The following is a 25,915-nucleotide window of genomic DNA, read 5'->3' on the forward strand; positions in this document are numbered from 1 at the left end:
GGCGTCATGCGGCGCTGCCCTTGCAGCAGCACACACTCGACGACCACGACGTGCTCGCGGCGCTGAAAGCGTGCATGGATCCACAGCACGTGCGCTTGGATATCACCCAGGCGCCGCTGCTGCGCGGCCATCTGGCCCATGACCCGGCCAACGACCGCTGGCTGCTCGGCCTGCACACCCATCATTTGATCGTCGACCATACCTCGTTGGAACTGTTGGTCGCGGAGGTGCATTGCTTGCTGGAGGATCCTGCCTCCCCGCTCCCTGCACCGCTGCCATTCCGCGACTTCGTGGCACAGGCACGTCGCGCAGGCAGCGAGGCCGAACAGCGTGCCTTCTTCAGTCAGGAATTGGGCGATCTTCTCGCCCCGACCGCCCCGTTCGGACTCACCGATATCCGCGGCAACGGTGCGGATATCGAGCAACTGCAATCCCGGCTTCCAACGACGCTGTGCACCGCCTTGCGTCTGCAGGCACGCCGCCTCGATACCAGCGCGGCCAGCCTGTTTCATCTTGCCTATGCCTTGATGCTGGCCCAGGCCAGCAACCAGGACGATGTGGTATTCGGCACCGCCTTGTTCGGTCGCCTGCAAGGGGGCAACGGCGCCGACCGCGTCATGGGCATGTTCCTCAACACCCTGCCCATCCGACTGCAACGCGATGGCAGGAGCGTGGTCGAGGCCACCCGCCAGACCCAGCAGCAACTCGCGCAGCTGCTCCAACACGAACACGCAACACTGGCGCTGGCCCAGCGCTGCAGCGGCATCGAAGCACCCACGCCGCTGTTCACCGCCTTGCTCAACTACCGTCATGCCGGTCGCCCTGCAGCCTCGACGCCATGGCAGGGAATCCAACTACTGGAATCGCAGGAACGCACCAACTACCCGCTGACGCTCTCGGTCGACGACATCGCTGTCGATGGCAGCTTTGCGCTGGACGTGCAGGTCGCACGGCACATCGGCGCCGAACGGGTATTGGCAATGCTGCTGCAGGCGATCGGCAGCCTGGTCCAGGCATTGGAGACCGCACCGAACACGGCGCTGCCGGCCTTGGTACTGTTGCCCGCTGTCGAGCGCTTGCAACTGCAGCGGTTCAACGCCACCAAGACCGATCTCGAAGGCAGCCGAACGCTGCATCGCGCCATCGCAGCGCAGGCGCGCCACACACCCGATGCCCTCGCGGTATGCGATGACCACAACGCACTCAGCTACGCCGAACTCGACACCCGCGCCAATCAGCTGGCCCATCATCTGATCGCGCTGGGCGTGCTGCCCGAAGACCGCGTCGCCGTCTGCCTGCCGCGTAGCATCGATCTGATGGTCGCCTTGTTGGCCGTGCTCAAGGCCGGTGCCGCCTATCTGCCGTTGGACATCGACGTCCCGACGGCGCGTCTGGAAGGCATGCTGGCCGATGCCCGACCGCGCGTCCTGCTTGCATATCGTGATACCCACGCGTCGCGATTGGCACGGGCCGATCTGCAGACCGTGTTGCTGGATCAAGACGCTGCAGCATGGGCGTGCGCGCCGACGCAGGCACCCGAGCTCGCGAACCTGCATCCGCAACACCCTGCCTACGTCATCTACACCTCCGGCTCCACCGGACGCCCCAAGGGCGTGGTCACTACCCACGCGGCCATCGACAACCGCTTGCAATGGATGCAGCAGGCCATGGCATTGAGCCCGCAGTCGCGCGTGCTGCAAAAGACGCCGGTCGGCTTCGATGTCTCGGTGTGGGAACTGTTCTGGCCGCTACGCGTTGGGGCATGCGTGGCGCTGGCCCAGCCTGGCGGCCACAAGGATCCTGGCTACCTGCGCACGCTGATCGAACACGCCAACATCGACACCGTGCATTTCGTGCCGTCGATGCTGCGCGTCTTCCTCGATGCCGTGCCAGCCGCCGCCTGCTCCAGCCTGCGTCGCATCGTCTGTAGCGGCGAGGCACTGCCCGCGGATCTGGCCCAGCATGCACGCACACGCTTCCCGCAGGCCCGCTTGTACAACCTCTACGGCCCGACCGAAGCGGCGGTCGATGTCAGCGCGTGGGAATGCAGTGAAGCCGACATCCACGGCGTGCCGATCGGTCGGCCGATCGCCAACACCTGCCTGCATGTCTGCGATGCGCGTGGTCAGCTGGCGCCGATCGGCGTGGCCGGTGAGCTACAGATCGCAGGCGTGCAGCTTGCGCGTGGGTACCTGGGTCGCCCGGATCTGACCGCCGAACGCTTCGTCCCCGATCCGTTTGCTGACCAGCCCGGTGCACGCATGTACCGCACCGGCGACCTGGCGCGCTGGCGTGCCGATGGCGCGTTGGACTACCTCGGCCGCAACGATCAGCAGGTCAAGCTGCGCGGCGTGCGTATCGAGCTGGGCGAGATCGAAGCCGCGCTACGCGCCTGCGCGGGTGTCCGTGAGGCGGCCGTGCTGTTGCGCGAGGACACCGCGGGCGAACCGCGCCTGGTCGCGTACGTGGTCGGTGACGCCGAATCGCTGGCGGCCGATCGCCTGCGCACACAGCTGGCTGTGCGCCTGTCCGAGGCGATGCTGCCTGCGGCCTACGTACAGCTGGATACCCTGCCGCTGACCGCCAACGGCAAACTGGACCGACGTACTCTACCGGTGCCGGACGCCGACGCGCTGGCGACGCAAGCCTATGCCGCACCCGAGGGCGAGCGGGAAGTCCTGCTGGCCAGCCTGTGGTGCGACATGCTCGGCATCGCACGCATCGGTCGCCACGACAGCTTCTTCGCGCTCGGCGGTCACTCGCTACTGGCAATCACGCTGATCGAGCGTCTGCAACGATCCGGCTGGCAACTGGACATCGGCACATTGTTCAGTGCTCCCGTGCTGGCCTCCCTGGCGAACGCGCTGCGCCCGCTGGCGCCGGTGATGATTCCGGCCAACCGAATCATGCATGGGTGCAGCCGGATCCTGCCGGAGCATCTGCCGCTGGTCGCACTGACCCAGACCGAAGTGGATGCAGTGGTCGCGACCGTGCGTGGCGGTGCCGCCAACGTGCAGGACATCTATCCGCTGGCGCCGCTGCAGGAAGGTCTGCTCTTCCACCATCTGCAGCACACCGATGCCGACCCCTATCTCTCCCCGGGCCTGCACGCGTTCGATACACGCGAGGCATTGGACCGCTTCCTGAGCGCGCTCGACACCGTGATCGCGCGGCACGACATTCTGCGTACGGCCTTCGTGTGGCAAGGGGTCCGTGAACCGGCCCAGGTGGTTTGGCGTCATGCACCGCTGCAGCTCCATCGCCACCTTGCAAAGGGCCACGATGCGCTTGGGCAGCTACGTGACTGCCTCGATTCGCCGCACGCGCGAATCGACGTGCAAAGCGCGCCATTGCTGCACGCACATGTGCTCTACGACATGGTCGAGCAGCGCTGGTTGCTCGGCCTGCTGCATCACCACCTGGTGATGGACCACACCTCGTTGAACCTGGCGATCGAGGAGGTGATCACGATCCTGGCCGGTCAGGAGGATCGCCTGCCGATACCGGTCCCGTTCCGCGACTTCGTCGCTCGCGCACGCCTGGAAGGCACCGCATCGGCCGAAGCGTTCTTCCGCGACATGCTGGCTGATATCGATCAACCCACTGCGCCTTACGGCCTGCTCGACGTCCACGGCGATGGGCGTACGCTCTCCGATCTACGACTGCAGCTTCCCGCCACATTGGCCAAGGAGCTGCGCAGGCAGGCGGCAGCACTCAACATGAGCGTGGCCAGCCTGTTCCACCTCGCCTATGCACTGGTCGTCGGCCGCACCGCAGGCTGCGACGATGTGGTCTTCGGCACCACCCTGTTCGGCCGCATGCATGGCGGCCAGGGCATCGACCGCGTGCTTGGCATGTTTCTCAACACCTTGCCGCTGCGCCTGCGGCTCGACGGCAGCGGGATCGCCGATGCGGCCCGCGCCGTACAGACGCTGCTGGCGCAGTTGATGCAACACGAGCACGTATCGCTGGCACTCGCGCAGCGCTGCAGTGGCATCGCCGCACCAGCACCGCTGTTCACGGCTCTGCTGAACTACCGCCATGCCGGCGACGGCAAGCCGATGGCCGACGCGTCTCCGCGCAGCGACATGCATGCTCTGGAGGCACACGAACGCACCAATTATCCGCTGTCGCTCTCGGTGAACGAAACCACGGAAGGCTTCTGGCTGGATATCCAGACCGTCGCTGCAATCGCTCCTCAGCCGGTCGGTGCATTGATGCTAGAGGCGCTACAGCAGATCGCAGATGCACTGGACACCGCACCACAGACGCCGCTGCATGCTCTGGAGATCCTGCCGGCGGCGCTACGCACGGCCGTCATCGACGGCTTGAATCCGGCGCATGCGGCCGCGCCGCTGGCGACGGTACCGCAACTGTTTCTCGCGCAGGCAGCACGGACGCCGCATGCCATTGCGCTGATCGAGGCCGACGGAACGACGCTCAGCTATGCAGAGCTGGCACGCTGTGCCGAGGCGCTGGCGCGGCAGCTGCGCGCAAACGGCCTGGGCCAGGAAGCGCGCGTCGCGGTCTGCATGCCGCGCGGCATTGCGTTGGTCGCGACGCTGTTTGGCGTGCTCCATGCCGGCGCCGTCTACGTTCCACTGGACCCGGATCTTCCCAGCGAACGACTGGCCGACATCCTGCACGATTGCCGGCCTGCTGCAGTCGTCGTCTCGGCACAGTCCGTGCAGCGACTGCCGAGAGACCAAGACACGCGCCTGCTGCGCTACGAGGACCTCCTCACCGTTCCTGCGCCCGCGCCGTCCGCCGAGCAAGCGATGGCCCAGCCAGCCAATCTGGCGTATCTGATCTACACGTCTGGCTCCAGCGGTCGTCCAAAAGGCGCGATGGTCGAGCATCGGGCGTTGAGCGCGTATTGCATCGCTGCCGCAGAGCTGTTCGGCCTGAGCGGCCATGACTGCGTCCTGCAGCAGAACGCGATCGGCTTCGATCTGTCGCTGGAAGAGCTGCTTCCAGCGCTGATCTGCGGCGCCTCCCTGCGATTGGAATCGCTGCCACTGGACGCCACGCCCACTGCCTTGCAAGCCACCGCCCTGCATCTGACCAGCGCACACTGGCATACCCTGGTCGGCGTATGGACGCAGCACCCCGAACAGGCACGGCGGCAGTTGCAGAATGTCAGGATGATCAACGTCACTGGCGATGCGCTTTCGTCGCATCACCTGCAGCAGTGGCACGCTCTCGGCCTGGACCGTATCGCACTGATCGATACTTACGGCCCCACCGAAACGGCGATCTCCTGCACCGCAGCGCTCCTACGCCACACCGACGGTCACGTCCTCCGCGTCGGGATCGGTAAGCCGCTGCGCCACGCGCGCATCTATGTGCTCGATGCACGCTATCGACCGGTGCCGAATGGCGTGATCGGTGAACTGTATGTGGCGGGCGCGCAGGTCGGGCGCGGCTATCATGCGCGGCCAGGCTTGAGCGCCGAGCGTTTCCTGCCCGATCCATTCGCCGCCCTCCCCGGGCACCGCATGTACCGCAGCGGAGACTTGGCGCGCTGGAATGCCGACGGCAGCCTGGATTTCCTCGGCCGCACCGACCAGCAAGTGAAGCTGCGCGGCTTCCGGGTCGAACTGGGCGAAATCGAAAGCCTGTTGTCCGATGCCCCCGGCGTGCGCGAATCGGCCATATGCGTGCAACATGGCAGCGACGCCGTGCCTACACTGATCGCCTACGTTGTCGCAGACACGTTGGACCCGGAGGCGCTGCACGCGCATCTGGCCGCACGCCTTCCCGATTACATGCTGCCCCACGTCTACATGCGGCTGGACGCCATGCCGCTGACGCCCAACCGCAAACTGGATCGCAAGGCACTGCCGCTCCCGGACGGTCTTGCACGGCACCACGCACGCGACCACGAGCCGCCGCGTGGCCCGGTCGAGCAGACTGTGGCCACGCTGTGGAGCGAGGTACTTGGCTGCGCGCCGATTGGCCGCAACGACGACTTCTTCGCCCTGGGCGGACACTCGTTGCTGGCGATCCGCCTGGCGTCGCGTCTACGCAGTCAGTTCGGCATCGACATCGGCTTGGCCGAGATGTTCGCCCGGCCACGCCTGGCCGATTTCGCTGCCTGCGTCGCCACCGCCACGGAGAACAACCTGCCGCCCATCACCCCAGTCGCCCGCGACGCGGCCTTGCCGCTATCGTTCGCCCAACAACGGCTGTGGTTCCTGGCGCAACTGGATCCGGAAGCCGACCTCGCCTATCTGGTCACCCACGGGGTGCGGCTGCACGGTGCGCTGGACATCGACGCCTTACACAAGGCGCTGGACCGTATCGTGGCCCGCCACGAAACCCTGCGCACGCGAATCGTCGTGGTCGACGGCGAGCCGCGGCAACAGATCCTGGCCGAAGACATCGGTTTCGCCCTGCAGCAACCTGTGCTCCGCACGGTGGGCGATGTCGACGCACAGGTACAGCGCCAAGCAGCGCTGGAACGCCGTACCGCATTCGATCCAGCCGGCCCATTGGCGCGCGGCTGCCTGCTGCAGCTTGGGCCGCAGCAGCACGTGCTGGTGCTGACCCTGCACCATCTCGTCTGCGACGGCTGGTCGACGGGCGTGTTGATCCACGAGTTGAGCACGCTGTACAACGCATTCACTACAGGCAAGGACGATCCGCTGCCGCCACTGCCGCTGCAGTACGGCGACGTCGCCGTGTGGCAGCGCCAATGGCTGGACGGTGCCGTGCTGCAACGTCAACTCGCCTACTGGCAGCAGCGCCTGTACGACGCACCACAGCTGCTGCAGCTTCCCACCGACCACCCACGTCCGCCGCGGCAGGACTTCCGCGGCGATACCCTCACCTTCTCGCTGCCCGAACACGTGAGCGCGGCGCTGCGCGCATTGAGCCAGCAGCACGGCGTAACGCCGTTCATGACGCTGCTTGCCGCCTGGGCCCTGCTGTTGCAGCGCTATAGCGGACAGAGCGAAGTGGTGATCGGCACTCCGCTTGCCGGGCGTGATCGCACCGAACTGGAGCCGCTGATCGGCTTCTTCGTCAACACGGTGGCGCTGCGCATCGACCTGTCGGGCCAGCCGAGCTTGGCCCAGCTGCTGCAGCGCGTGCGTGAGGCCGTGTTGCAGGCGCAAGCGCACCAGGATCTGCCCTTCGATCGCGTCATCGAGGCGGTGCGTCCTGCCCGTACGCTCGCACACGCACCGCTTTGCCAGGCGATGTTCTCCTCCGATACGACGCCTAGCAGCGCACTGGAATTGCCCGGACTGCAACTGCAGCCGCTACAGGGAGGCTGCCCGGCAGCACACGTCGATCTGGCGATGGAGGTGTGGATTGGAGCCGCTGGCATCAACGGCACCTTGACCTATGCCAGCGCGCTCTTCGAGCGCTCGACGTTGGAACGCCACCTGTCCTACTACTGCCAGCTGTTGCAAGGCTTCGCCGATGCCGTGTCGACCCAGGTGCTCGACGAGCTGCGATTGGCGGAACCTGCCCAGTCGCTCGCGTTCGGCACGCCTGCCGTAGCGCTCGCACAGCAAACACCGAGCAGCCTCCAGCAAGCCTTCGCAAGACAAGTCGCGCGCACCCCCGAAGCGATCGCCGTGCGCGATGGAACCCTGGACCTGCGCTACGCCGACTTGCAGGCCGCCTCGGATGTGCTGGCGCAGCGGCTACGCACCGCCGGAGTCAGCGCAGGTGACCATGTCGTGACCGTGCTGCCGCGCAGCGCTGCCCTGGTCATCGCGCAGCTCGCCATCCTCAAGTGCGGTGCCGCCTACGTACCGCTGGACCCGCAGCAACCCGCACGCCGGCTGGCGCAGCTGGTGGACGATTGTGCCGCCAACGTGGTCGTGCACCCGCCACAGGCGCGTCCAGCCTGGGCAACCGCGCACTGCCTGCCGGTCGATGCCAGCCTGGCCAGTGATCGCAGCGCTGCGCCGTGCCCGGCCGTCGACGTGCCGCCCAATGCGGTCGCCTACGTCATGTATACCTCCGGCTCCACCGGCGTACCCAAAGGCGTGGCCATCACCCACGCGGGCGTGTTGAATCTGGTGCTCGCCCCGGACTATGCCGAGTGGCGCAGCGACGATCGCTTTGGCTTCGCCTCCAATCCCGCCTTCGATTCCACCACCCTCGAAGTATGGGCGCCGTTGTTGTGCGGTGCCTGCGTGGTGGTGGTCCCGCAGGCCACGGTACTGGACCCGCTGGCGCTGGCCGACTTCGTCCGCACGCAGGCCATCAGCGTCCTGATCCTGGTCGCCGGCGTACTGCGCGCCTATGCGCCGCACTTGACGACCGGCCTGCCGACGCTGCGCTATCTGATTACCGGCGGCGATGTCGCCGACCCACGCGCCATTGCCGCGGTACTCGGCGCTGCCGACGGGCCGAAGCGGTTACTGCAAACCTATGGCCCAACCGAAGCGACCCAGTTCGCCACGACCTTGACGCTCACTGCGTCGCTGGCGACGTCGCCACCACAGCGCATTCCGCTCGGACAGCCGATCCGCGCGATGCAGGTGCGCCTGCTCGATGCGCGCGGCAACCCCGTACCGATCGGTCTTCCTGGCGAGCTGCATCTGGCAGGACCGGGCGTGGCGCAGGGCTATGTGGGGCGTGCAGCGGAAACGGCCGAACGCTTCGTCCCGGACCCATACGCCAACGCCCCGGGCGCGCGCATGTATCGCACCGGTGATCTGGCGCGCTGGCGGGAGGACGGAATGCTCGACTTCCTGGCACGTGCGGATGCGCAACTGAAGGTGCGTGGCTTCCGTATCGAACCGGGCGAAATCGAGGCGGCATTGCAGACGCATCCCAGCGTCGTACAGGCGGTCGTCCGTGGCCAACACCATCAATCCGGTCAGCCGCGCTTGCTGGCGTATGTGGTCGCCACCATCGATACGGATCTGGACACGCTCGCGTCAACGCTGCGGCACTGGCTGTCCGCTCGCTTGCCCGACTACATGCAGCCTGCCGCCTATGTTCCACTGCGAGAGTTGCCGCTGACCAGCCACGGCAAACTCGACGCACGTGCGCTGGACGACCTTGGCGAACACGCGCCGATCGAGTCGGCGCAACAGCCGCCACAGGGCGAGGACGAGTTGGCGTTGGCGAGGCTCTGGTGCGAACTGCTGGGACGGGAGACGGTAGGCAGGCACGATGTGTTCTTCGACATCGGCGGCCATTCGTTGCTGGCCGTCCAACTGGTCGCGCGGATTCAGTCCCACTGGCAGCGCACGATCGCGGTATCGCAGCTATTCGACAACGCCACGATCGCCTCGTTGGCAGCGCAGCTGAGCAGCCTGCCGACGCACGCGGACGAGGCGATCGGCACCGACGATCGCCAGGCCTACCTCCTGTGATGGACATGGGCCCGCAACCAGAGAGTCACCGTGATCCGGCGAGATCGGTGACCGTGCTGCTCCGGTCAGCAGATGACATGCGGGTCTTCGCCGGCATCAGCCGGCGCTGCAGCGAACGCCGTGTATCGGTTGAAAGTGGGCGATCGGTGCTGGACCGGCAGGCGCAGCCACAGTGTGGACGGCGCATTGGGCGTTCGCACATCCGTCCGTTTGGCGTTGCGGCGGTCGATCGCGCAGGCGAAACGCCGCGCATGTGCCCAAGATCGCGCTCAATGGTCGCCGCGCCGGTAACGCAGCGGCGACGCCCCCATGTGTTGCTTGAACAGCCGGCTGAAGTGCGGCGAGCTGCTGAAGCCGAACGAATAGGCGATGCCGGTGATGCTGAGGTTGCTGGGGCCACGCAGTTCCTGCGCGCACTGCTCCACACGGCGGCGCCAAAGATAGCCGTTCAAGCTCTCGCCATCGTCGCCCTTGAACGCGCGGTAGACCGTGCGCTTGCTCCAGCCCAGGGCACGCGCAATGCTTTCGGGCGACAACTCCGGGTCGCGCAGATTGCGTTCGACATACTGCACCACCATCTCGCGCGACGGCCGATGCGGCTCGGCGTGTTGCTGGACCTGGTCGGCCTCCGTCAACGACAGCTGCAAGAGCTTGCTCAAGGCTTCTGCAAGAAATGGTTCACTGCTGGGGTTGCACAGGCCAGGCTCGCTGAACAGTCGTTCGATCAGACTGGACACCAAGCGCTGCATGGGCGCCGGCTCACAGATCTGATGCGATACCAAGCCATTGGCGATTTGCGCCTCCAACTGCGATTGCTCGAACCAGATGAAGTAGTTCTCGACATTGGCATCGCTGGCGAAGCGCAGCTGACGATGGACCGGCAATACCGCCAGCTCGCCGGCACGCAATTCGCAGACGCGGCCATCGCAGGTCAGCCGGCTCGCCCCTTTGTATTGCAGCGAGACCAGCAAATAGGAAGGAGGTTGATCGTTGTCCCCAAGCGTCAACTCGAATTCATGACCCGTGACGGCGACCTTGGAAACATGCAGGCCGCCGAGCCGAATCTGCTGGATCGCTCCTTCGAAGCAGCTTTGCAGCGGCGCAAAGGAAAACTTGCGGCGCGCACGCATCTCGGGGCGGTCGGTACCCAGCACATGCGCCATTCGGTCGAGCCATCGCGGGACTCGCTCACCTGGGTGGACTTGCGCGGTGAAGAAGGAATCTGGCGTGCCTGGAGAGCGCGCGGCTTTCGTATCGGTAGTGGTGCGCGGGAGATCCATCTGCGCCTGGCATGCCTTTGTCATTTCATCCGACCTCAGCAGTTGGCTACGGCGAAGACTAGGAATGCTTTGCGTCTCCCAGATGACAGAGCCGGATGTCTGGAAGAGCGAAAATATTAAGATTTAGATAGTCCGTAAAATATTATTTATTTCCATAGGACACCGCAGGACAACAGGACTTTTCTGCGACGTTCGATCCCAGCGGCGACATCTGCATCACACTTGCGGGACGCCGAAGATAAAGCATGGAGTTTTGAGCGTTTTAGGGGCCTTTGACGGGCCATTTCGGCACCGACTGCACTTCGATTGTGCCGTCATGTTCCGACGCTGACACCAAGACAATCTGCATTGGATTTCAAGAACCGCGTCCGATCGTCCGGATCAGCGGTGCGATTGACTTCGCTTGGGGCGCCACGACGACGGGTCGCCAATGCGCAATGCCACATCGGCTCGGTGTTCGTGTCCACATGAATGCGGCGACTCGGATCATGCCTGCACGGTCCGTCTTGGGACCCAGTGACGCGGAGAGACCACGTCCAGGCGAGCAAGTGAACGTCACGGCGAGTCAAGAAGCCGTGGCCTGCCGTCTGCAGACTACCGATGAGGCGCGGGCATTCGCGCCTCCAAGCCGGGTGACGAACGCACGCATCGCTGGCGCTGCAAGCGACCGTCCCACGACTCGATCGCACTCCCTCGCAACCGACCAACTGCCTGCTCAGGATCGACATGCGCGAGCTTCAGCCCATCTTCGAGCGACACGAATCCAACGTGCGCAGCTACTGCCGCAAGTTCGATGCGGTGTTCGTGCGCGCAGCGGGAAGCGAGTTAGTCGATCAACACGGACGTCGCTACATCGACTTTCTCGCCGGCTGCGGCGCCCTCAACTATGGTCATAACGATCCGGAGATGGCGGAGGCCTTGATCGCCCATATCCGCACGGGCGGCATCGCGCTGTCGCTGGATCTGTATTCGCCAGCCAAGCAAGCGTTCATCGAAGCCTTCGTCACCCGCATCCTGCAGCCGCGACGGCTGGCCCACCGCCTGCAGTTCACCGGGCCCACCGGTGCCAACGCCATCGAGGCGGCACTGAAACTGGCGCGCATGCGCACGGGGCGCCACAACGTCATCGCCTTCAGCAATGCGTACCATGGCTTGTCGATGGGGGCATTGGCGCTGACCGGAAGCCGCCATCACCGCATGGACCTTGCCCATGCCGGGGTCACCCGCCTTCCCTATGACGGCTATGCCGGCGCAGCGGTGGATACGGCAGCCTTGCTCGAACAGATGCTCGACGATCCCTCCAGCGGAATCGATCCACCTGCAGCCATCGTACTGGAGCTCATCCAGGGCGAAGGTGGGCTCAACGTGGCGTCACCGGAGTGGTTGCAACGGGTGTTCGCTGCCGCGCAGCGGCATGGCGCGCTGATCATCGTCGACGACATCCAGGCCGGCTGTGGGCGCAGTGGCCGCTTTTTCAGCTTCGATGGCCTTCCGCTGGTGCCGGATCTGGTCGTGCTGTCCAAGTCGTTGTCGGGCTTTGGGCTACCGTTTTCCCTGCTGCTGGTCGCGCCCGAGCACGATTGCTGGCGTCCCGGCCAACACACCGGCACGTTCCGCGGCAACAACCATGCGATGTGTACAGGCGCGGTCGCACTGCACAAGTTCTGGGCAGACGATGCCTTGAGCCACCAGGCGGTCCTGCGTGGGCAACGCATCGACGACGCCCTGCGCCGCATGGCCGCACAGGTGCCGGGCGCACGCGTCAAGGGGCGCGGTATGTTCCTGGGCCTGGACCTACGCGACGGCGCGCTGGCAGGCGCGGTGAGTGCGCAGGCCTTCGCGCAGGGGCTGCTGATCGAGACTGCAGGCGCGCACGACGAAGTGCTCAAGGTCATGGCGCCATTGACGACACCCGACGCGCTATTGCAAGAAGGCCTGGACATGCTGTCGCATGCACTGCGCGCAGCGTTGGACACGCACTGCGCTGCGTCGTCAAGCGCCGCGACGGGAGCTTCGCCAAGCGCAGCGCGCCCCACTGCACTCCCCGATGCGCTGACCCACGACTCGCTCTGACCGCAGGCGCGTCTCCCGAGTGATCCCGCATCGCCGGGGCGACGGAATGCAGGGACGCCATCGCCAATGCAGGGAGACCGCGGACGCGTCCCTGGCGGACAGGCCCGGCCCCCTGCCGTGTGGGCAGCAGTACGACGGCACGACATCGGTGCTGGTACGGCCACCGCATGCTGCAGCCTGGCTCGCTAGCGCACTGCGCCGTTGTTGTCCTGCAGCTCGCGTTTGAACGGCACGTCCGGCGGCGGCCTGGCGGTCGCCGGCTGGTCGTTGAGATTGGGATTGCTCAAACCGCAGCCGCCGCCCAATTGCAGCAGCGAGACCACGCAGCTGATCTTGGTATTGGTACCGGGGATGGCGATCTCGATCTTCTTCAGCCCACGCCGCACCCATTCCTGCAACAGCGATTCGTTGGGCATCCAATACTTGTCGAACGAGGTCGGCGTGTAGTCATAGGGCGGACGCTTCAGCCAGGTGCCGCCCTGGGCAATCTGGTCGCGGCTCCAGGTATCGGTCTGGCTACCTGGCGGGCCGCGATCGCCGGCCTTGGCACCGTCCGCCGCGGTGCCAGCGACGCGGACACTGCCATCATCGTTGAACAGCCCATCGCGTGCCTTGCTACCCCCCGTGTTCGCGCCGGTCCGGTTGCGATCGGCCTTGCTCCAGTCATCCGCGCCCGCGGCCATGTCCCAGCCACCGCTCTGGGCAACCGGTTTGGGACCGGCGCTGCTGTTGGCACTCTGCCGGGACGCGCTGCTCGCCGCTGTGGTTGCATCCGCTGTCGCTGCATGCGAGGTAGATGCTGCGGACTGGGAAGTCGCCGGTGCAGGGGTCGGCGCGGCACTGGCCGTTGACGTTGACGCTGCTGTTGACGTTGGCGCTGGTGTTGCCGACTGCGTCGAAGCGACGGGCGTTGGCGCCGGCGCGGGTTCCGGCGCGGGATCTGGCACGTTGGGCACATCGGCCTGTCGCACCGCCACCTCCGGCATGCGCACGGTCGGGGTGATCTCGCGGCGCGGCGGTGTCTGCGCGGTGATCTGCGGGCGATCGGGCACCACCACCTCGCGCTCGCGTACGCTCGGCGCATCGACCGAGCGCACGCTCACCGCCGCACGCGGCTGCGGTAACTCGCGCAGCTGCGGACGTTCAGTGACGGTCTGCACCTCGCGCTGACGCACCTGCGGCACGGTGGGCTCGATCGGTCGCGGCGCGATGGCCACCGCCGGCGGGGGCGGCACCACGAAGCTCGACGTCGGTACCTGCGTTTCGGTGACCTGCAGCGGCGAGTCGATTGTCACCGGCGGGATCTCAACTGCCACCGGCGGCACCTGCGGCGGCGCCAGCTCGGGCTGTTCGGTCGCTGCGGTAGGGGTGCTCGCCGCACTTTCGGCCGACGCCTGCGCTGGCGGTGTCGCCGGCGCCACAGGCGCCTTGCGTTGCGCGGTTGCGGCCGGGCGGGTCACGCTTGTCGACGTGGCGGCCGCGGCGGCGTCGCCAGCGGCGGCCGGCTGCCCTTCGCCCCCACCCTCGGCACTGGCGCCGTCACCGATGAAACTCAGCCGCACCCGGCCCTCTTCGGGCTCCGGCTTCTTGGCCGGGTTGAGCCGTCCCGACACCGCCCACAGCAGCAGCAGCACAAAACCCAGGTGCACCAGCAGGCTGCCGAGCACCGCCAACCAATGCAGCGGACGCTCATCGCGCGGCCGCGGTTCCCACTGCTGCCACCATAGCTGCACGAACGCCCGCCACATGCTCAAGGCGGCAACTGGCCCCAGCACGCGGACAGCGGCAGGGCGACCCAACAGCACATCGGTGACCTGGTCGTCATCGAATGGCGCCGCTGCGACGCTGCGATTGCGTATCCAGATCGCCCAGCCATACGGCAGACCGGTGCGCCGCTCCAGGATCGGTTTTCCCGTCATGCGCGCCAATAGCGCCTGCAGGAGATCGGCAGCAGTGATCACCGGCGAGGGGCTGGATCAGGCCGCGCTGTCGCGCGGAATGTAGGGCGCTTCGCCGCTGGCATGATCGGTGGCGTCGCGCACGGCGGTCACCCCCGGCACGCGGCCCATCAAGGTCTTCTCGATCCCCTGCTTCAGGGTCACATCGGCCATCCCGCAGCCATGGCAGCCACCGCCGAAGCGCAGCAGCACGACGCCGTCGGCCGATACTTCCTGCACCGCAACCCGTCCGCCGTGCGACGCCAACTGGGGATTGATTTCGTTCTCGACCACCCATTGCACGCGCTCCACCATCGAGGCGGATTCGGCGGGCGCTTCGCCCTTGATCTTGGGCGCCTTGATGGTCAGTTGCTGGTTGCCGGTGGCCTGGGTGACGTAGTCGATCTCGGCGCCATCCATCCATGGCACGCTGGCGGCGACGATATACAAGGTGAAGCCATCGCAGTCGATCGCCCACTCGTCGCCGGCCAGGTCGGCCGGTTCGGCGAACTCCAGGCGGGCATCGGCGCGTGGCGTACCGGCATCCACGGCGCTCAGGCGAACGCCCATGCCGGGCACGCCCTCGCGTTCGATGAGCTTACGGAAATGGGCCTGTGCGTTTTCGGAGATCTGGATCATGCGGGTTATTCTAGCGCTCAATGCGCCGTCGCTCATGGAACACCGTGATCCTGGCGCTGCCCGCCACTGACTGCGAGACCGTCATGACCGATTTGATCCCCCTCGAACAGGCGCATTGCCTGCCGCGCAAGGGCAGCGACCACAAGCTGGGCGAGGCCCGACTGGCGGAACTGCTGCCGCAGGTCCCCGGCTGGGAACTGGCCGAGGCTGGCGCGGCCATCACCCGCACCTTCCGGTTCGCCAATTATTACCGCACCCTCGCCTTCGTCAATGCGCTGGCCTGGATCGCTCATCGCGAAGACCATCATCCCGACCTGGGCGTGCACTACGATCGGGTGGTGGTGCGCTATTCGACCCACGATGTCGGTGGCCTCAGCGAAAACGACTTCATCTGTGCGGCCAAGACCGCCCAGCTCTACGACCAGGGACACGCCGCATGAGCCTTCGTTGCCTCTTCCTTGCCAGCCTGGCCACCGCGGTTGTGACCGGTTGTGGCAAACCTTCCCAGCAGGCAGCCGCTCCGGCCATCGCCCCTACCGAGCTGGCGGCCGTACATACCCCGCCGCCGGACTACCCGCCGCAACTGGCTTGCGCCGGCATCGGCGGCAAGACCGTTCTGAAGGTCGTGATCGGCCCGCAGGGCACGCCGACCGAGGTCAGCCTGGTCCAGAGCAGCGGCCAGCCGGCGTTGGATACGTCGGCACAAACGCGGGTGCGCGAGTGGAAGTTCAATGCGGCAACCCGCAACGGCCAGCCGGTACCGCAGACCATCCAGGTACCAGTGGACTTCAAGCCGCCGGTGCCCAAGCCGAACGAATGTTTCGCCATCGAGGAACAGGCGCGGCGCGGTCGCTGACCACCACGCGCCCATCATCCTCACGCGGCCATCCTGCCCGCCGGATGGCCGCCTGGTCGCTGTACGGCAGCATGCCTCGCGTCGCCCCCATCCTGTTCCGCTCGCCGAGGGTCGTCGTACCGCATGCTTGAAGTGACATCCCAGAACGTCTGGATCGCGCTGGCGGTCAGCCTGGCGGCCGGATTGGCGACCGGCCTGGGCAGCCTGATGGTGGTCTTCGCCCGCAAGCCCAATCCGCGCATGCTGGCCTTCGGCCTGGCGTTCGCTGGTGGCGCGATGGTGTTCGTGTCGTTGTCGGAGATCCTCAACAAGTCGATCGCCGCCTTTTCCAACGCTTACGACGACCGGATCGGCTTCGCCTACGGCACGCTGGCGTTTCTGGCCGGCGTGCTGCTGATCATGCTGGTCGACCGCCTGATCCCCAATCCGCACCAGAGCCTGTCCACCGACGATCCGCATTTTCGCGACGACAACCGCGCCTATGTGCGCCGCGTTGGCCTGCTGACGGCGGTGGCGATCACCGCGCACAACTTTCCGGAAGGCCTGGCCACCTTCTTCGCGACGCTCGAGAGCCCAGCGGTCGGCATGCCGTTGGCCTTTGCCATCGCCATCCACAACATCCCTGAGGGCATCGCGATCGCGGTACCGGTGTATTACGCCACCCGCAACAAGTTCTATGCCGTCGGCGCCAGCTTGATCAGCGGGCTGGCCGAGCCGGTCGGCGCAGGCATCGGCTACCTGGCGCTGTCCAGCGTGCTGTCCGACGCGGTGTTCGGCACCGTGTTCGGCGTGATCGCCGGCGTCATGGTGTTCCTTGCGCTGGATGAGCTGCTGCCAGCAGCCAAGCGCTACGCACAAGGCCACGAAACCGTCTATGGATTGGTCTCGGGAATGGCCACCCTGGCCATTAGCCTGGTGCTGTTCCGCTTCGCCACTCCCTGACGCGTTCGCTTGCGCAATGCCCACTGAATGGGCATGCGCCGAGGCGCTGTCGCAGTGCTGCGCGAAAGCCTGCAGACATTTAGGCCGGTGCATCTTAGCCGCGTCGTCCACGCACGCAGAGGTGCTTCATGAATCGCATCGTCCGGCAGCCGGCCCGTCTTGCCCTGGCAGTGGCGGTGACTCTCAACGTTCTGGCACTCAGCGGCTGCCCGCGCGACGACGCGCCGCCGGCGACGAGCGACGTCGCACCGGCCCCCGCCGCTGCGACGATCGCGCAGCAGCCCGCACCGCCGTATACGCCACCCACCGCCGACCAGCTGGAACAATTGGTCGCACCGATCGCGCTGTTCCCGGACAAGCTGCTTGCGCAGACCTTGGCCGCCTCGGTCTATCCGGACCAAGTCACCACCGCGCAGGACTGGCTGCGCAGCAATCGTTCGTTGAGCACCGCCGACCGCGCCCAGGCCAGTGCGTCTCAGCCCTGGGACCCCAGCATCAAGGCACTGACGATGTTTCCGGATGTGGTCGATCAACTGGCCGGCAATCTCGACTGGACCCGGGCCCTTGGCGACGCCTACTCGCATGACCCCAATGATGTCTTCGCCGCGGTGCAAGTGATGCGTCAACGTGCCCAGGCCAGCGGCCATCTGCGCAGCACTCCGCAGATGCGGGTCCAGGTAGCCGAACATGCAGTGGTGACACCGGTCCTGGATGGAGAGCGGCTGCCACCGCCGTCGCGGGTCATCACCATCGAGCCGGCAGAACACGACGTGGTCTATGTGCCACGCTACGACCCCGAAGTCGTCTACGGCGCGCCGGTGGAGGTCTATCGCAGCTACCGCTATCACCCGGTTCGCTATTACGACGACGGTCCGGATCTGGTGACCACCGGCCTGGTGTCGTTCGGCGTCGGCGTACTGGTCGGCAGCGCGCTGGAACATCACCACGGTTGGTCGGGTTGGTTCGCGCCGCAGCCGGCATGGCACGACTGGGGCTGGAACAACTGGGGCGTGAACTGGTACGCACCGCGGACCTCGCCGCAATACGTGGTTTACCAGAACCACGTCTACGCGCCGCGGACCACCGTCATCAACAACATCAACAACACCCGCAACACCTATGTGGATGCGCCCACCATCGTCCGGCCCGGCGCCACGTTAGCCACGGCGCCATCGACGTTCGCGAATGCCGCGATGGCGGCGCGGCCGGCGTCCTCGTTCGCGCCGGCTGGTGCATTCGCTGGAGCGGGCAATCCCGCAGCGCGCCCTGCGGCAATGGCGGCGATGGCGCAGAACGCACGCGCCCTGCCGCGTTCGGCGCCAGATTTCTCGCACCTGACCGCACCGCACTTCACCTCCAACATGCTGCAGGCAGGACGCCCCGTGGCGGCGTTGCCGCCGGCGCCGTCGCGACTGCCGCTGGCTGCCGTGCGGCCGAGCCCGAGCCTGGCAGCGCTGCAGGCGCATGGCAACCAGTTGCAACCGCCGCATGCCGCTCCCTTCGCACGCCAAGTCGCCTCGGCCACCATCGCGCCGCGGATACCGGCGGACATGGCGCGGACGCAGCACCCGCAGTCGATGCCCTCCATGCCATCGCAGGCTGCGCTCGCCCAGCAACGGCCGCGGTGGCCGGCAGCGGAACCGCGGATGGCCGAGCTGGCGGCGCATAACCAGCAGCCGTCGCATGCGCTGCAACGCATGGCGCCGCCGGTCCGGAATCTGCCGCAGCCGCACGAACAGCCGACATTCGCCAACGCTCGCCCGCAACGGGCGTCGATGCCGCAGCAGCGCCCGCCGTTCGCGGAACGGTCGGAACCGCATCCGCAGCGGATGGCCTCCTTCGCGCCGCCGCGCGCACCGATGCCGCATCCGCAGCCGTCCCGGCCGGCACCGAGCCATCCCCAGCAGGCACAGCATCACGAACACGACAAACACACCGGCTAGGAGCTGCTCTAAGTCGCCGCTGGCTGACGCGGCCACTGGCCGCGTCAGCGCCCCAGGCGGTCCAGGGCCTCGGCCAACTCCGGGGCCAGCGGGGCATTCAATACATACGGCGTACGGCCCGCGTCCAGCGCGAACTCCAGCGAGGCCGCGTGCAGGAACAGGCGCTTGAGCCCGACCTGCTCGCGCAGCCGCTTGTTGACGTCCGGCTGGCCGTACTTATCGTCTCCCGCCACTGGATGTCCCAGGTGCTGGGCGTGGACACGGATCTGGTGGGTGCGCCCGGTCTCGATCCGCACCTCGCAATACGAGTGACCGCCACGCCGCTCCAACAGGCGGAAATGGCTCAGCGACGGCTTGCCGATGGGATTGACCTGGACATGCCGCTCGCCGCCCTGGCGCAGCCCGATATGCAGCGGCGCGTCAACGCTCATGACCCCGTCCGGCATGCGGCCGGCCAGCAGGGTCAGGTAGCGCTTGCGGATGCCGCGCCCCTCCACTCGATCGTCCTCGCGCATCAACGCCTGCAGCTCGGTCAGCGCCGAGCGCTTCTTGGCGACGATCAGCAGTCCCGAGGTATCGCGGTCCAGCCGGTGCACCAGTTCCAGGGTCTGCCCAGGGCGCAGTGCGCGCAAGGTCTCGATGGCGCCGAAGCTGATCCCGCTGCCGCCATGGCTGGCCACGCCCGACGGCTTGTTCAGCGCCAGCAGGCGCGCATCCTCGAACACGATGGCGGCCTCCAGCCGTGCCATGAAGGCGGCGGGCGGTCCGGCCTGCTCGCCGCCGTCCTCGCTCAGGCGGAGTGGCGGCACCCGGATTTCCTCGCCCCCCTCCAGCTTGCGCTCGGCCTTGGCGCGACCGCCGTTGACCCGCACCTGCCCACTGCGCACCAGCTTATAAATAAGACTGCGTGGGGCACCCTTGAGCTGGCCCAGCAGGAAGTTGTCCAGCCGCTGCCCTGCGCGGTCTTCCGGAACTTTGAGCAATCGCACGCCGACACGCTCGGCAGGGGGCAGCTTGGGGGGCTGGGGGTCGGTCATCCGGCTATTTATTCTGTTACACTCGGCGGGCGAGATAAGGGTTTGATTTCGTTGGAAGTTGATTGGCCAGAAGCCTGACTTCCGATGATTCCGGCACAGTGCGCGGCCACCGCCCCCGGGGCGGCCATGTTAGCGGCTCACCGGCCTACCCGGCCATCGCCGACAGTCTTCGGGCTGCCGCGCTGAACATGTCCCGTGCGCTGCCCCGGTTCGTCCGGACGCAGCTGCCGGCCCTGAAACACCTAAAAACCTAAAAATAAAGCGCTCCCGCGGCCTGCCGTGGTGTTGCAGCGCTGGAAACCCTAGCTGAGGCCTGTCCGCGCGTGGCGCGAAGGGCCGGCGACCTGTTCCAGAGGCGAAACGTCACGGCGTTCCGCGCGGTAGAGCGCGCGAGGAACGCAACAATGAAGCGAATGCTGATCAACGCTACGCAGGCCGAAGAGCTGCGCGTGGCGATCGTGGACGGTCAGACCCTGTACGACATCGACATCGAACAGCCGTCCAAGGAACAGAAGAAGTCCAACATCTACAAGGGCCGCATCACCCGGCTCGAACCCTCCCTCGAAGCGGCCTTCGTGGACTATGGCGCCGAGCGCCATGGCTTCCTGCCGCTGAAGGAAATCTCCCGCGATTATTTTCAGGCCGGTGTCGACCATAACAAGGCGACCATTCGCGAGCTGTTGCGCGAAGGCCAGGAAGTGGTGGTCCAGGTCGACAAGGAAGAACGCGGCAACAAGGGCGCTGCGCTGACCACGTTCATCTCGCTGGCCGGCCGTTACATGGTGCTGATGCCTAATTCGCCCAGCGCCGGTGGCGTGTCGCGGCGGATCGAAGGCGAAGACCGCGCCGCCCTGAAGGAAGCCCTGGACAAGCTGGACATTCCCGACGACATGGGAGTGATCATCCGCACCGCCGGCGTCGGTCGCGACGCCGAAGAGCTGCAATGGGACCTGGACTACCTGCTGCAGACCTGGAAGGCGATCGCCGAGGCTGCCCTGAGCAAGCCGGCCGCATTCCTGATCTACCAGGAGTCGCGCCTGATCATCCGCGCCCTGCGCGACTACCTGCGTGCCGACATCGGCGAGATCCTGGTCGATACCCCCGAGCTGTATGCCGACGCCCAGGAGTTCATGCAGCAGGTGATGCCGCAGAGCCTGCGCAAGCTCAAGCACTACACCGACGACATCCCGCTGTTCAATCGCTTCCAGATCGAGTCTCAGATCGAGAACGCGTATGAGCGCAACGTGCGCCTGCCGTCGGGCGGCTCGATCGTGGTCGACCAGACCGAGGCGCTGACCGCCATCGACGTCAACTCCTCGCGCGCCACCAAGGGCAGCGACATCGAGGAAACCGCCTTCCACACCAACCTGGAAGCGGCCGAAGAAGTCGCCCGCCAGCTGCGTCTGCGCGACCTGGGCGGCCTGGTGGTCATCGATTTCATCGATATGGCCTCCAGCAAGCATCAGCGCGAGGTCGAGAACCGCCTGCAGAACGCGCTCAAGTACGACCGTGCGCGCGTGCAGTTGGGCCGTATCTCGCGCTTCGGTCTGATGGAAATGAGCCGCCAGCGCCTGCGGCCGAGCCTGGGCGAATCCAGCCAGATCGTCTGCCCGCGTTGCGATGGCCATGGCCGCATGCGCAGCGTCGAGTCGCTGTCGCTGTCGATCATCCGCGTCGCCGAAGAGCATGCGATGAAGGAGAACACCGGGCAGGTGCTGGTGCAGGCGCCGGTGGAGATCGCCAATTACCTGCTCAACGAAAAGCGCAGCGCGCTGCGCGAGATCGAGCAACGCCACGAATCGCCGATCATCATCGTCGCCGACGAGCAGCTGCACACGCCGCACTACGAAGTCACCCGCCTGCGCGAAAACGAGCTGGGTGAGGAAAGCGGCAAGCCCAGTTACCAGCGCGGCACGCCGCGCAAGCTGCCGGTGCATGCGCTGACCAAAGCGCAGCTCAACATCCCGACCATGCCGGCGGTGACCTCGATCAAGCCCAGCCAGCCGGCACCGGTGCGCGAAGAGGCTCCTGCTCCGGTCGCGCCGGCCCCGGCGCCGCTGCCTGCTCCGCCGATCCCCGCCCCGGTCACGGGTGTGGTCGGTTGGCTCAAGCGCATCTTTGGCGGCGTCGAACCGGTCGCCCCGGCACCGGAACCGCAGCAGCGCCAGCGCCAGAACGAGTCCGGCCGCGGCAACCGCAACGACCGCAACGACCGCGGCGGACAGCGCCGCGATGCCCGTAACGGCAGCAACGGCAATGGCAGCGGCAGCCAGCCGCGCGGTAACGGCGGCAACAATGGCAATGCCGGCAAGGACCGTCGCGAAGAGCGCCGCCAGCCGGCGGCTGCTCAGAACCCTGCGCAGCCAACCAAGCAACCGCGTAACGAGACGCCGGCCGCCAAGCAGCCGCAGCAACCGGCGCAGCAGCCCAAGCAGAAGCAGCAGAACCAGCCGCCGCGCCCCCCGCGTCAGCCGGCGCAGTCGCACGACGCCACCACCGGCGACAAGCCGCAGCGCCCGGCGGGCAACCGTCCCGACGAGGCAGTGGCCACGCCAGCGCCGGCTGCCGTTCCGGCATCGACCACGGCGGCCACCGTCGCTGCGGTGATCTCCGAAACCGCCGCGCCCGCCGCACAGGCCGCGCCCAAGGAACAGGCGACGGCCCGGCCGGTCGAAAAGGCGGAACCTGCGCCGGCCACCGAGGCAGGCGTGGACGCCGCCGGCGATACCGCGCGCGCAGATGGCGCGGCTGCGGACGATGCCAATGGCGATGGCGGCAGCCGTCGTCGTCGCGGCCGCCGCGGTGGTCGTCGTCGTCGTCGTGGCGCCAACGCCAACGGCGAGGTGAGCAACGGCGCCGAGGGCAGCGAGGCCGATGACCTGGACGCAGATGCGGACGGCGAACTCGATGCCGACGGCGACGAGTCCACCGCGACCACGTCTGCCAAGAACGCACCGCGCGCCGGCCAGCCGGAGTTCGACTTCGATGACGACGCCGCGCCGACCTCGTCGGAGGGAGTGCCGCCGGCACACGCCAACGCAGCGAAACCGCGCCCGGTACCGAAGGAGCGCGCCGAGCCGGTGGCCAATGCCGCCACGTCGGACGCACCCGCAGCGGCCAAGCCCACGGCTGCGCCGGCGATGGAAGCAACGTCTGCGCAAACCGAGACGGTCGTGGCGTCGCACACCGCAGCCGTTCCGGCAATGGCCGCAACGCCATCCGCATCGGTACCGGCGAGCGAAGCGGCGGCTAACCGCAGCAGCACGGCTGGTGCGCCGACTGAGGCCACCCAGCAAGCGACGCCGGCCAGTACGGTAGCGGCAACGCCGGCAACGCCCGAAGCTCCGCGCGCCGAACAGCAGCCGCAACAGCCGACCGCGCCTGCAGTGGCCGCGCCTGCGGCGGTTGCTGCGCCGCAGGTGTCCGATCGTGTGGCCACGCCTGCCCCAGCCCCGACGCAGACGCGCGTAGAGACGGGGCAGTCGCCGCATCTGGCGGCCTCTGAGGGTGAACGTCCGGTCACCGAGGTCGCAGTGACTGCCACCACGACGCCAACGGCACCGGCCGCGGATGTCCAGGCGGATGTTCAAGCACCACCGGCACGCAAGCCGTACGCCCCTGTGCAGACCACCTTGCTGGACGCCCTGGCACCGGATGCCGATGACGCCGAGGCAACCGGTGCGCAGCCTCCGGGCAAGGACGCACAACGCGATTCCGGCATGCCATCGGCTGCCGCGACTGCTGCAGCGGATGCGTCGCCTGTGCGCGAACAGGCGCCGACGCCAGCGACCGTCACCGTGTCCCCGGCAGTACCGCCGGCCGCTACAACTGCACCGCCTGCCGAACAGCAGGCGGCGGGCGATAGCGCTGGCAAGGATCAGGAAAAGGACGAAGACGGCAAGCCGCGATCGAACCACTGACCTCGACATGATCGGTCGCCACTGCGCGGCCGATCATGGAGAAAGCGGCCTGCGGGCCGCTTTTTCATTTGCCAGGGAGCCATCCCAGTCCGCATAAGCGACGGCGCAACGCTCGCATGCGCCGCAAGCCGCTGCAGTGGCTACGCACCGATGTTGCGCCTAGATGACGGTGATTCTGCCCTGGGGCATGTCCGGAATGGGGTCGCCAACGGACGCTGCCTCAAAGCAGCCGCGTGTCAAGATTCCGATCTACCACGCTGGTTAGCCCTGGCGGAAACATCAAGGCCAAAAGCACCCGCCCGCTAGTTAACGCGTGCTAGATCGTCCTGGCCGGATCGGTCAAGCCGTATTGGTTGGCCAGACGGGCCAGCGCGATGTTGTCCTGAATGCCGACCTTTTCGAACAGCCGTGCCTTGTGGGTATTGATGGTCTTGGCGCTGAGATTCAATCGCTTGGCGATATCTTCCTGGCGCAGCCCCTGGGTCAACAACAACGCCACTTCCAGCTCCCGCGGCGACAAATTGTCGAACGGCGAGCCGCCGCCTTCCAGGTTCGACAAGGCCAGATTCTGGGCGATGGTATTGCCGAGATAACGACGGCCCAACGCGACCTCGCGCACTGCACGCAGCAGCTCCTGCGCATCCCCGCCCTTGCCCACGTAGCCGGACGCGCCAGCTTCCAGCAGACGCTTGGGCAGCGGACCGTCTTCCAGCACCGAGACAATGACCACCCGCGTCCCGTAATTGCCCTTGACGATGCGCTCGGTGATCTCCAATCCACTGACCCCCGGCAAATGCAGGTCGCACAGGACGATGTCTGGCCTGAGTTGGCGGATCTGCGGCAGCGCCGCCTCGCCGCTGTCGGCCTCACCGACCACATCCACGTCCACTTCCCTGGACAGGATCATCTTCATGCCGGTGCGCACGAGTGCATGATCGTCGATCAGAAAAACTCTGATGGTCATCCTTGGTTCCTCGTAGTGCGGCTGGCGATTGCAGCCTATCTCCGTGAATAATTCAGGGCAAGCTAAACGACAATACAATGCGACGTATTACGAAATGGTAAGGGGTGCATGACCATTGGATCGGCTTGCCCACGCCTCCAAGAGTCGGAACCCAGGTGCAGCATGCCTGCCAGCACATGGCGCATGCATCGGACAAAGCGGTCGCGCTCGGTCAGGTTTCTCCTGAACGCGCTGCCGGCACATCGTCTACCAACGGCAGCAACTGTGCGTCCAGGGCGACGCGTTCGTCGAATACGAAGCAGCGGCCTTCATAGCCCTCGCCGCCGACCTGCTCGAAGTACCCCAGGATGCCGCCGTCAAGTTGCAGCACGTTGTCCATGCCATCGGCCCGCATCCACAATGCGGCCTTCTCGCAACGGATACCACCCGTGCAGAAGCTCACCACGGTCGCATCGGCCAGCGCGGCACGATGCGGCTGCAGCGCCGCCGGCAGATCGGTGAACTTCTCGATCGGCAGCGTGAGCGCGCCGGCGAAGGTACCGTATTCGACTTCCTGGGCGTTGCGGGTGTCCAGCAACACCAATGGCCGACCGCGATCGTCGTGCCCTTGCCGCAACCACTCTCGCAAGACCGAAGGCGCGACCGCAGGCGCACGCCCCTGCAGCGGCGATGCGTCCTCGCGGCGGAAACTGATGATCTCCGGCTTGACCTTGACCTTGAGCCGCGCGAAGGGTTGCTGTGCGCTGTGGCTGTACTTGATGCGTAGCGCCGCAAAGCGGACGTCGGCCTGCAGCCAGGCGTAGAACGCGTCGATCGCAGCAGCATCGCCAGCCAGAAACAGGTTCACGCCTTCCCCGGCGACCAAGACCGATCCCTTGAGCGCTCCCTGCCCAGCGTGTTGCAGGATATCGTCGGCCAGGCGCTGTGGATCGTCGATGGCGACGAAATGGTAGGCAGCAGTATTGGTGATCATGCAACCA

The 25,915-nt window shown here is 66.5% G+C and carries 13 protein-coding genes; 7 read left to right on the forward strand and 6 right to left on the reverse strand.

The window, feature by feature from the left end; genetic code table 11:
- Window positions 1-74: 74 nt before the first annotated feature.
- A complete protein-coding gene (locus tag CKY51_RS20385; protein WP_152249801.1) occupies window positions 75-9,344 on the forward strand; it encodes a non-ribosomal peptide synthetase in 9,270 nt (3,089 codons plus the stop codon).
- Window positions 9,345-9,613: 269 nt separating this feature from the next.
- On the opposite strand, the gene CKY51_RS20390 is transcribed toward CKY51_RS20385, so the two are convergent.
- Window positions 9,614-10,498 (reverse strand): helix-turn-helix domain-containing protein, encoded by an 885-nt coding sequence (locus CKY51_RS20390; protein ID WP_484607009.1) that lies wholly within the window; start codon window positions 10,496-10,498, stop codon window positions 9,614-9,616.
- An 852-nt stretch (window positions 10,499-11,350) separates the two neighbouring features.
- Here CKY51_RS20390 and CKY51_RS20395 point away from each other — a divergent pair.
- Window positions 11,351-12,697, forward strand: coding sequence for an aspartate aminotransferase family protein (locus CKY51_RS20395; RefSeq protein ID WP_022972485.1), 1,347 nt, complete (start codon window positions 11,351-11,353; stop codon window positions 12,695-12,697).
- 185 nt (window positions 12,698-12,882) lie between these two features.
- Here CKY51_RS20395 and CKY51_RS20400 read toward each other — a convergent pair whose 3' ends face one another.
- Entirely contained in the window at window positions 12,883-14,658 is a 1,776-nt protein-coding gene (locus CKY51_RS20400) for a transmembrane repetitive protein (protein ID WP_152249805.1), read from the reverse strand.
- Window positions 14,659-14,673: 15 nt separating this feature from the next.
- Complete coding sequence (locus tag CKY51_RS20405) at window positions 14,674-15,273, reverse strand: NfuA family Fe-S biogenesis protein (protein ID WP_022974773.1); 600 nt, start codon at window positions 15,271-15,273, stop codon at window positions 14,674-14,676.
- Window positions 15,274-15,356: 83 nt separating this feature from the next.
- On the opposite strand from CKY51_RS20405, the gene CKY51_RS20410 reads away from it, so the two are divergent.
- The 4 genes from CKY51_RS20410 (at window position 15,357) to CKY51_RS20425 (ending at window position 19,014) form a co-directional block, all read left to right on the forward strand.
- Window positions 15,357-15,713, forward strand: a complete 357-nt coding sequence (locus CKY51_RS20410; RefSeq protein WP_031341091.1) for a 4a-hydroxytetrahydrobiopterin dehydratase — start codon at window positions 15,357-15,359, stop codon at window positions 15,711-15,713.
- Window positions 15,710-16,129, forward strand: coding sequence for an energy transducer TonB (locus CKY51_RS20415; RefSeq protein ID WP_152249807.1), 420 nt, complete (start codon window positions 15,710-15,712; stop codon window positions 16,127-16,129). The genes CKY51_RS20410 and CKY51_RS20415 overlap by 4 nt, the downstream gene beginning before the upstream one ends.
- Before the next feature lie 123 nt (window positions 16,130-16,252).
- Window positions 16,253-17,071: a zinc transporter ZupT gene (gene zupT / locus CKY51_RS20420; RefSeq protein ID WP_022974770.1), complete on the forward strand. Its 819-nt coding sequence runs from the start codon at window positions 16,253-16,255 to the stop codon at window positions 17,069-17,071.
- 128 nt (window positions 17,072-17,199) lie between these two features.
- Complete coding sequence (locus tag CKY51_RS20425) at window positions 17,200-19,014, forward strand: DUF3300 domain-containing protein (protein ID WP_022974769.1); 1,815 nt, start codon at window positions 17,200-17,202, stop codon at window positions 19,012-19,014.
- 44 nt (window positions 19,015-19,058) lie between these two features.
- On the opposite strand, the gene CKY51_RS20430 is transcribed toward CKY51_RS20425, so the two are convergent.
- Window positions 19,059-20,051, reverse strand: coding sequence for an RluA family pseudouridine synthase (locus CKY51_RS20430; RefSeq protein WP_022974768.1), 993 nt, complete (start codon window positions 20,049-20,051; stop codon window positions 19,059-19,061).
- Between the two features lie 404 nt (window positions 20,052-20,455).
- Here CKY51_RS20430 and CKY51_RS20435 point away from each other — a divergent pair, with 404 nt between their 5' ends.
- Complete coding sequence (locus CKY51_RS20435) at window positions 20,456-23,971, forward strand: Rne/Rng family ribonuclease (protein ID WP_031341090.1); 3,516 nt, start codon at window positions 20,456-20,458, stop codon at window positions 23,969-23,971.
- Window positions 23,972-24,287: 316 nt separating this feature from the next.
- Here the strand turns inward: CKY51_RS20435 and CKY51_RS20440 are convergent, their stop codons facing one another.
- Together CKY51_RS20440 and CKY51_RS20445 are read right to left on the reverse strand one after the other, a co-directional pair.
- Window positions 24,288-24,935 carry a response regulator gene (locus CKY51_RS20440; protein WP_152249809.1) on the reverse strand — a complete coding sequence of 216 codons (648 nt, stop codon included), beginning with the start codon at window positions 24,933-24,935 and terminating at the stop codon, window positions 24,288-24,290.
- A gap of 211 nt (window positions 24,936-25,146) precedes the next feature.
- Complete coding sequence (locus CKY51_RS20445; RefSeq protein WP_022974765.1) at window positions 25,147-25,908, reverse strand: sulfurtransferase; 762 nt, start codon at window positions 25,906-25,908, stop codon at window positions 25,147-25,149.
- Between the last annotated feature and the right edge of the window lie 7 nt (window positions 25,909-25,915).

It is taken from the genome of Xanthomonas maliensis (assembly GCF_009192945.1).
Lineage (GTDB): Bacteria > Pseudomonadota > Gammaproteobacteria > Xanthomonadales > Xanthomonadaceae > Xanthomonas > Xanthomonas maliensis.

Coding starts and splice junctions, on each gene's coding strand:
- CKY51_RS20430 (WP_022974768.1), bottom strand. CDS start 20,051: ATGACCGACCCCCAGCCCCCCAAGCTGCCCCCTGCCGAGCGTGTCGGC.
- CKY51_RS20435 (WP_031341090.1), top strand. CDS start 20,456: ATGAAGCGAATGCTGATCAACGCTACGCAGGCCGAAGAGCTGCGCGTG.
- CKY51_RS20415 (WP_152249807.1), top strand. CDS start 15,710: ATGAGCCTTCGTTGCCTCTTCCTTGCCAGCCTGGCCACCGCGGTTGTG.
- CKY51_RS20385 (WP_152249801.1), top strand. CDS start 75: ATGGATCCACAGCACGTGCGCTTGGATATCACCCAGGCGCCGCTGCTG.
- CKY51_RS20445 (WP_022974765.1), bottom strand. CDS start 25,908: ATGATCACCAATACTGCTGCCTACCATTTCGTCGCCATCGACGATCCA.
- CKY51_RS20410 (WP_031341091.1), top strand. CDS start 15,357: ATGACCGATTTGATCCCCCTCGAACAGGCGCATTGCCTGCCGCGCAAG.
- CKY51_RS20395 (WP_022972485.1), top strand. CDS start 11,351: ATGCGCGAGCTTCAGCCCATCTTCGAGCGACACGAATCCAACGTGCGC.
- CKY51_RS20425 (WP_022974769.1), top strand. CDS start 17,200: ATGAATCGCATCGTCCGGCAGCCGGCCCGTCTTGCCCTGGCAGTGGCG.
- CKY51_RS20405 (WP_022974773.1), bottom strand. CDS start 15,273: ATGATCCAGATCTCCGAAAACGCACAGGCCCATTTCCGTAAGCTCATC.
- zupT (WP_022974770.1), top strand. CDS start 16,253: ATGCTTGAAGTGACATCCCAGAACGTCTGGATCGCGCTGGCGGTCAGC.
- CKY51_RS20440 (WP_152249809.1), bottom strand. CDS start 24,935: ATGACCATCAGAGTTTTTCTGATCGACGATCATGCACTCGTGCGCACC.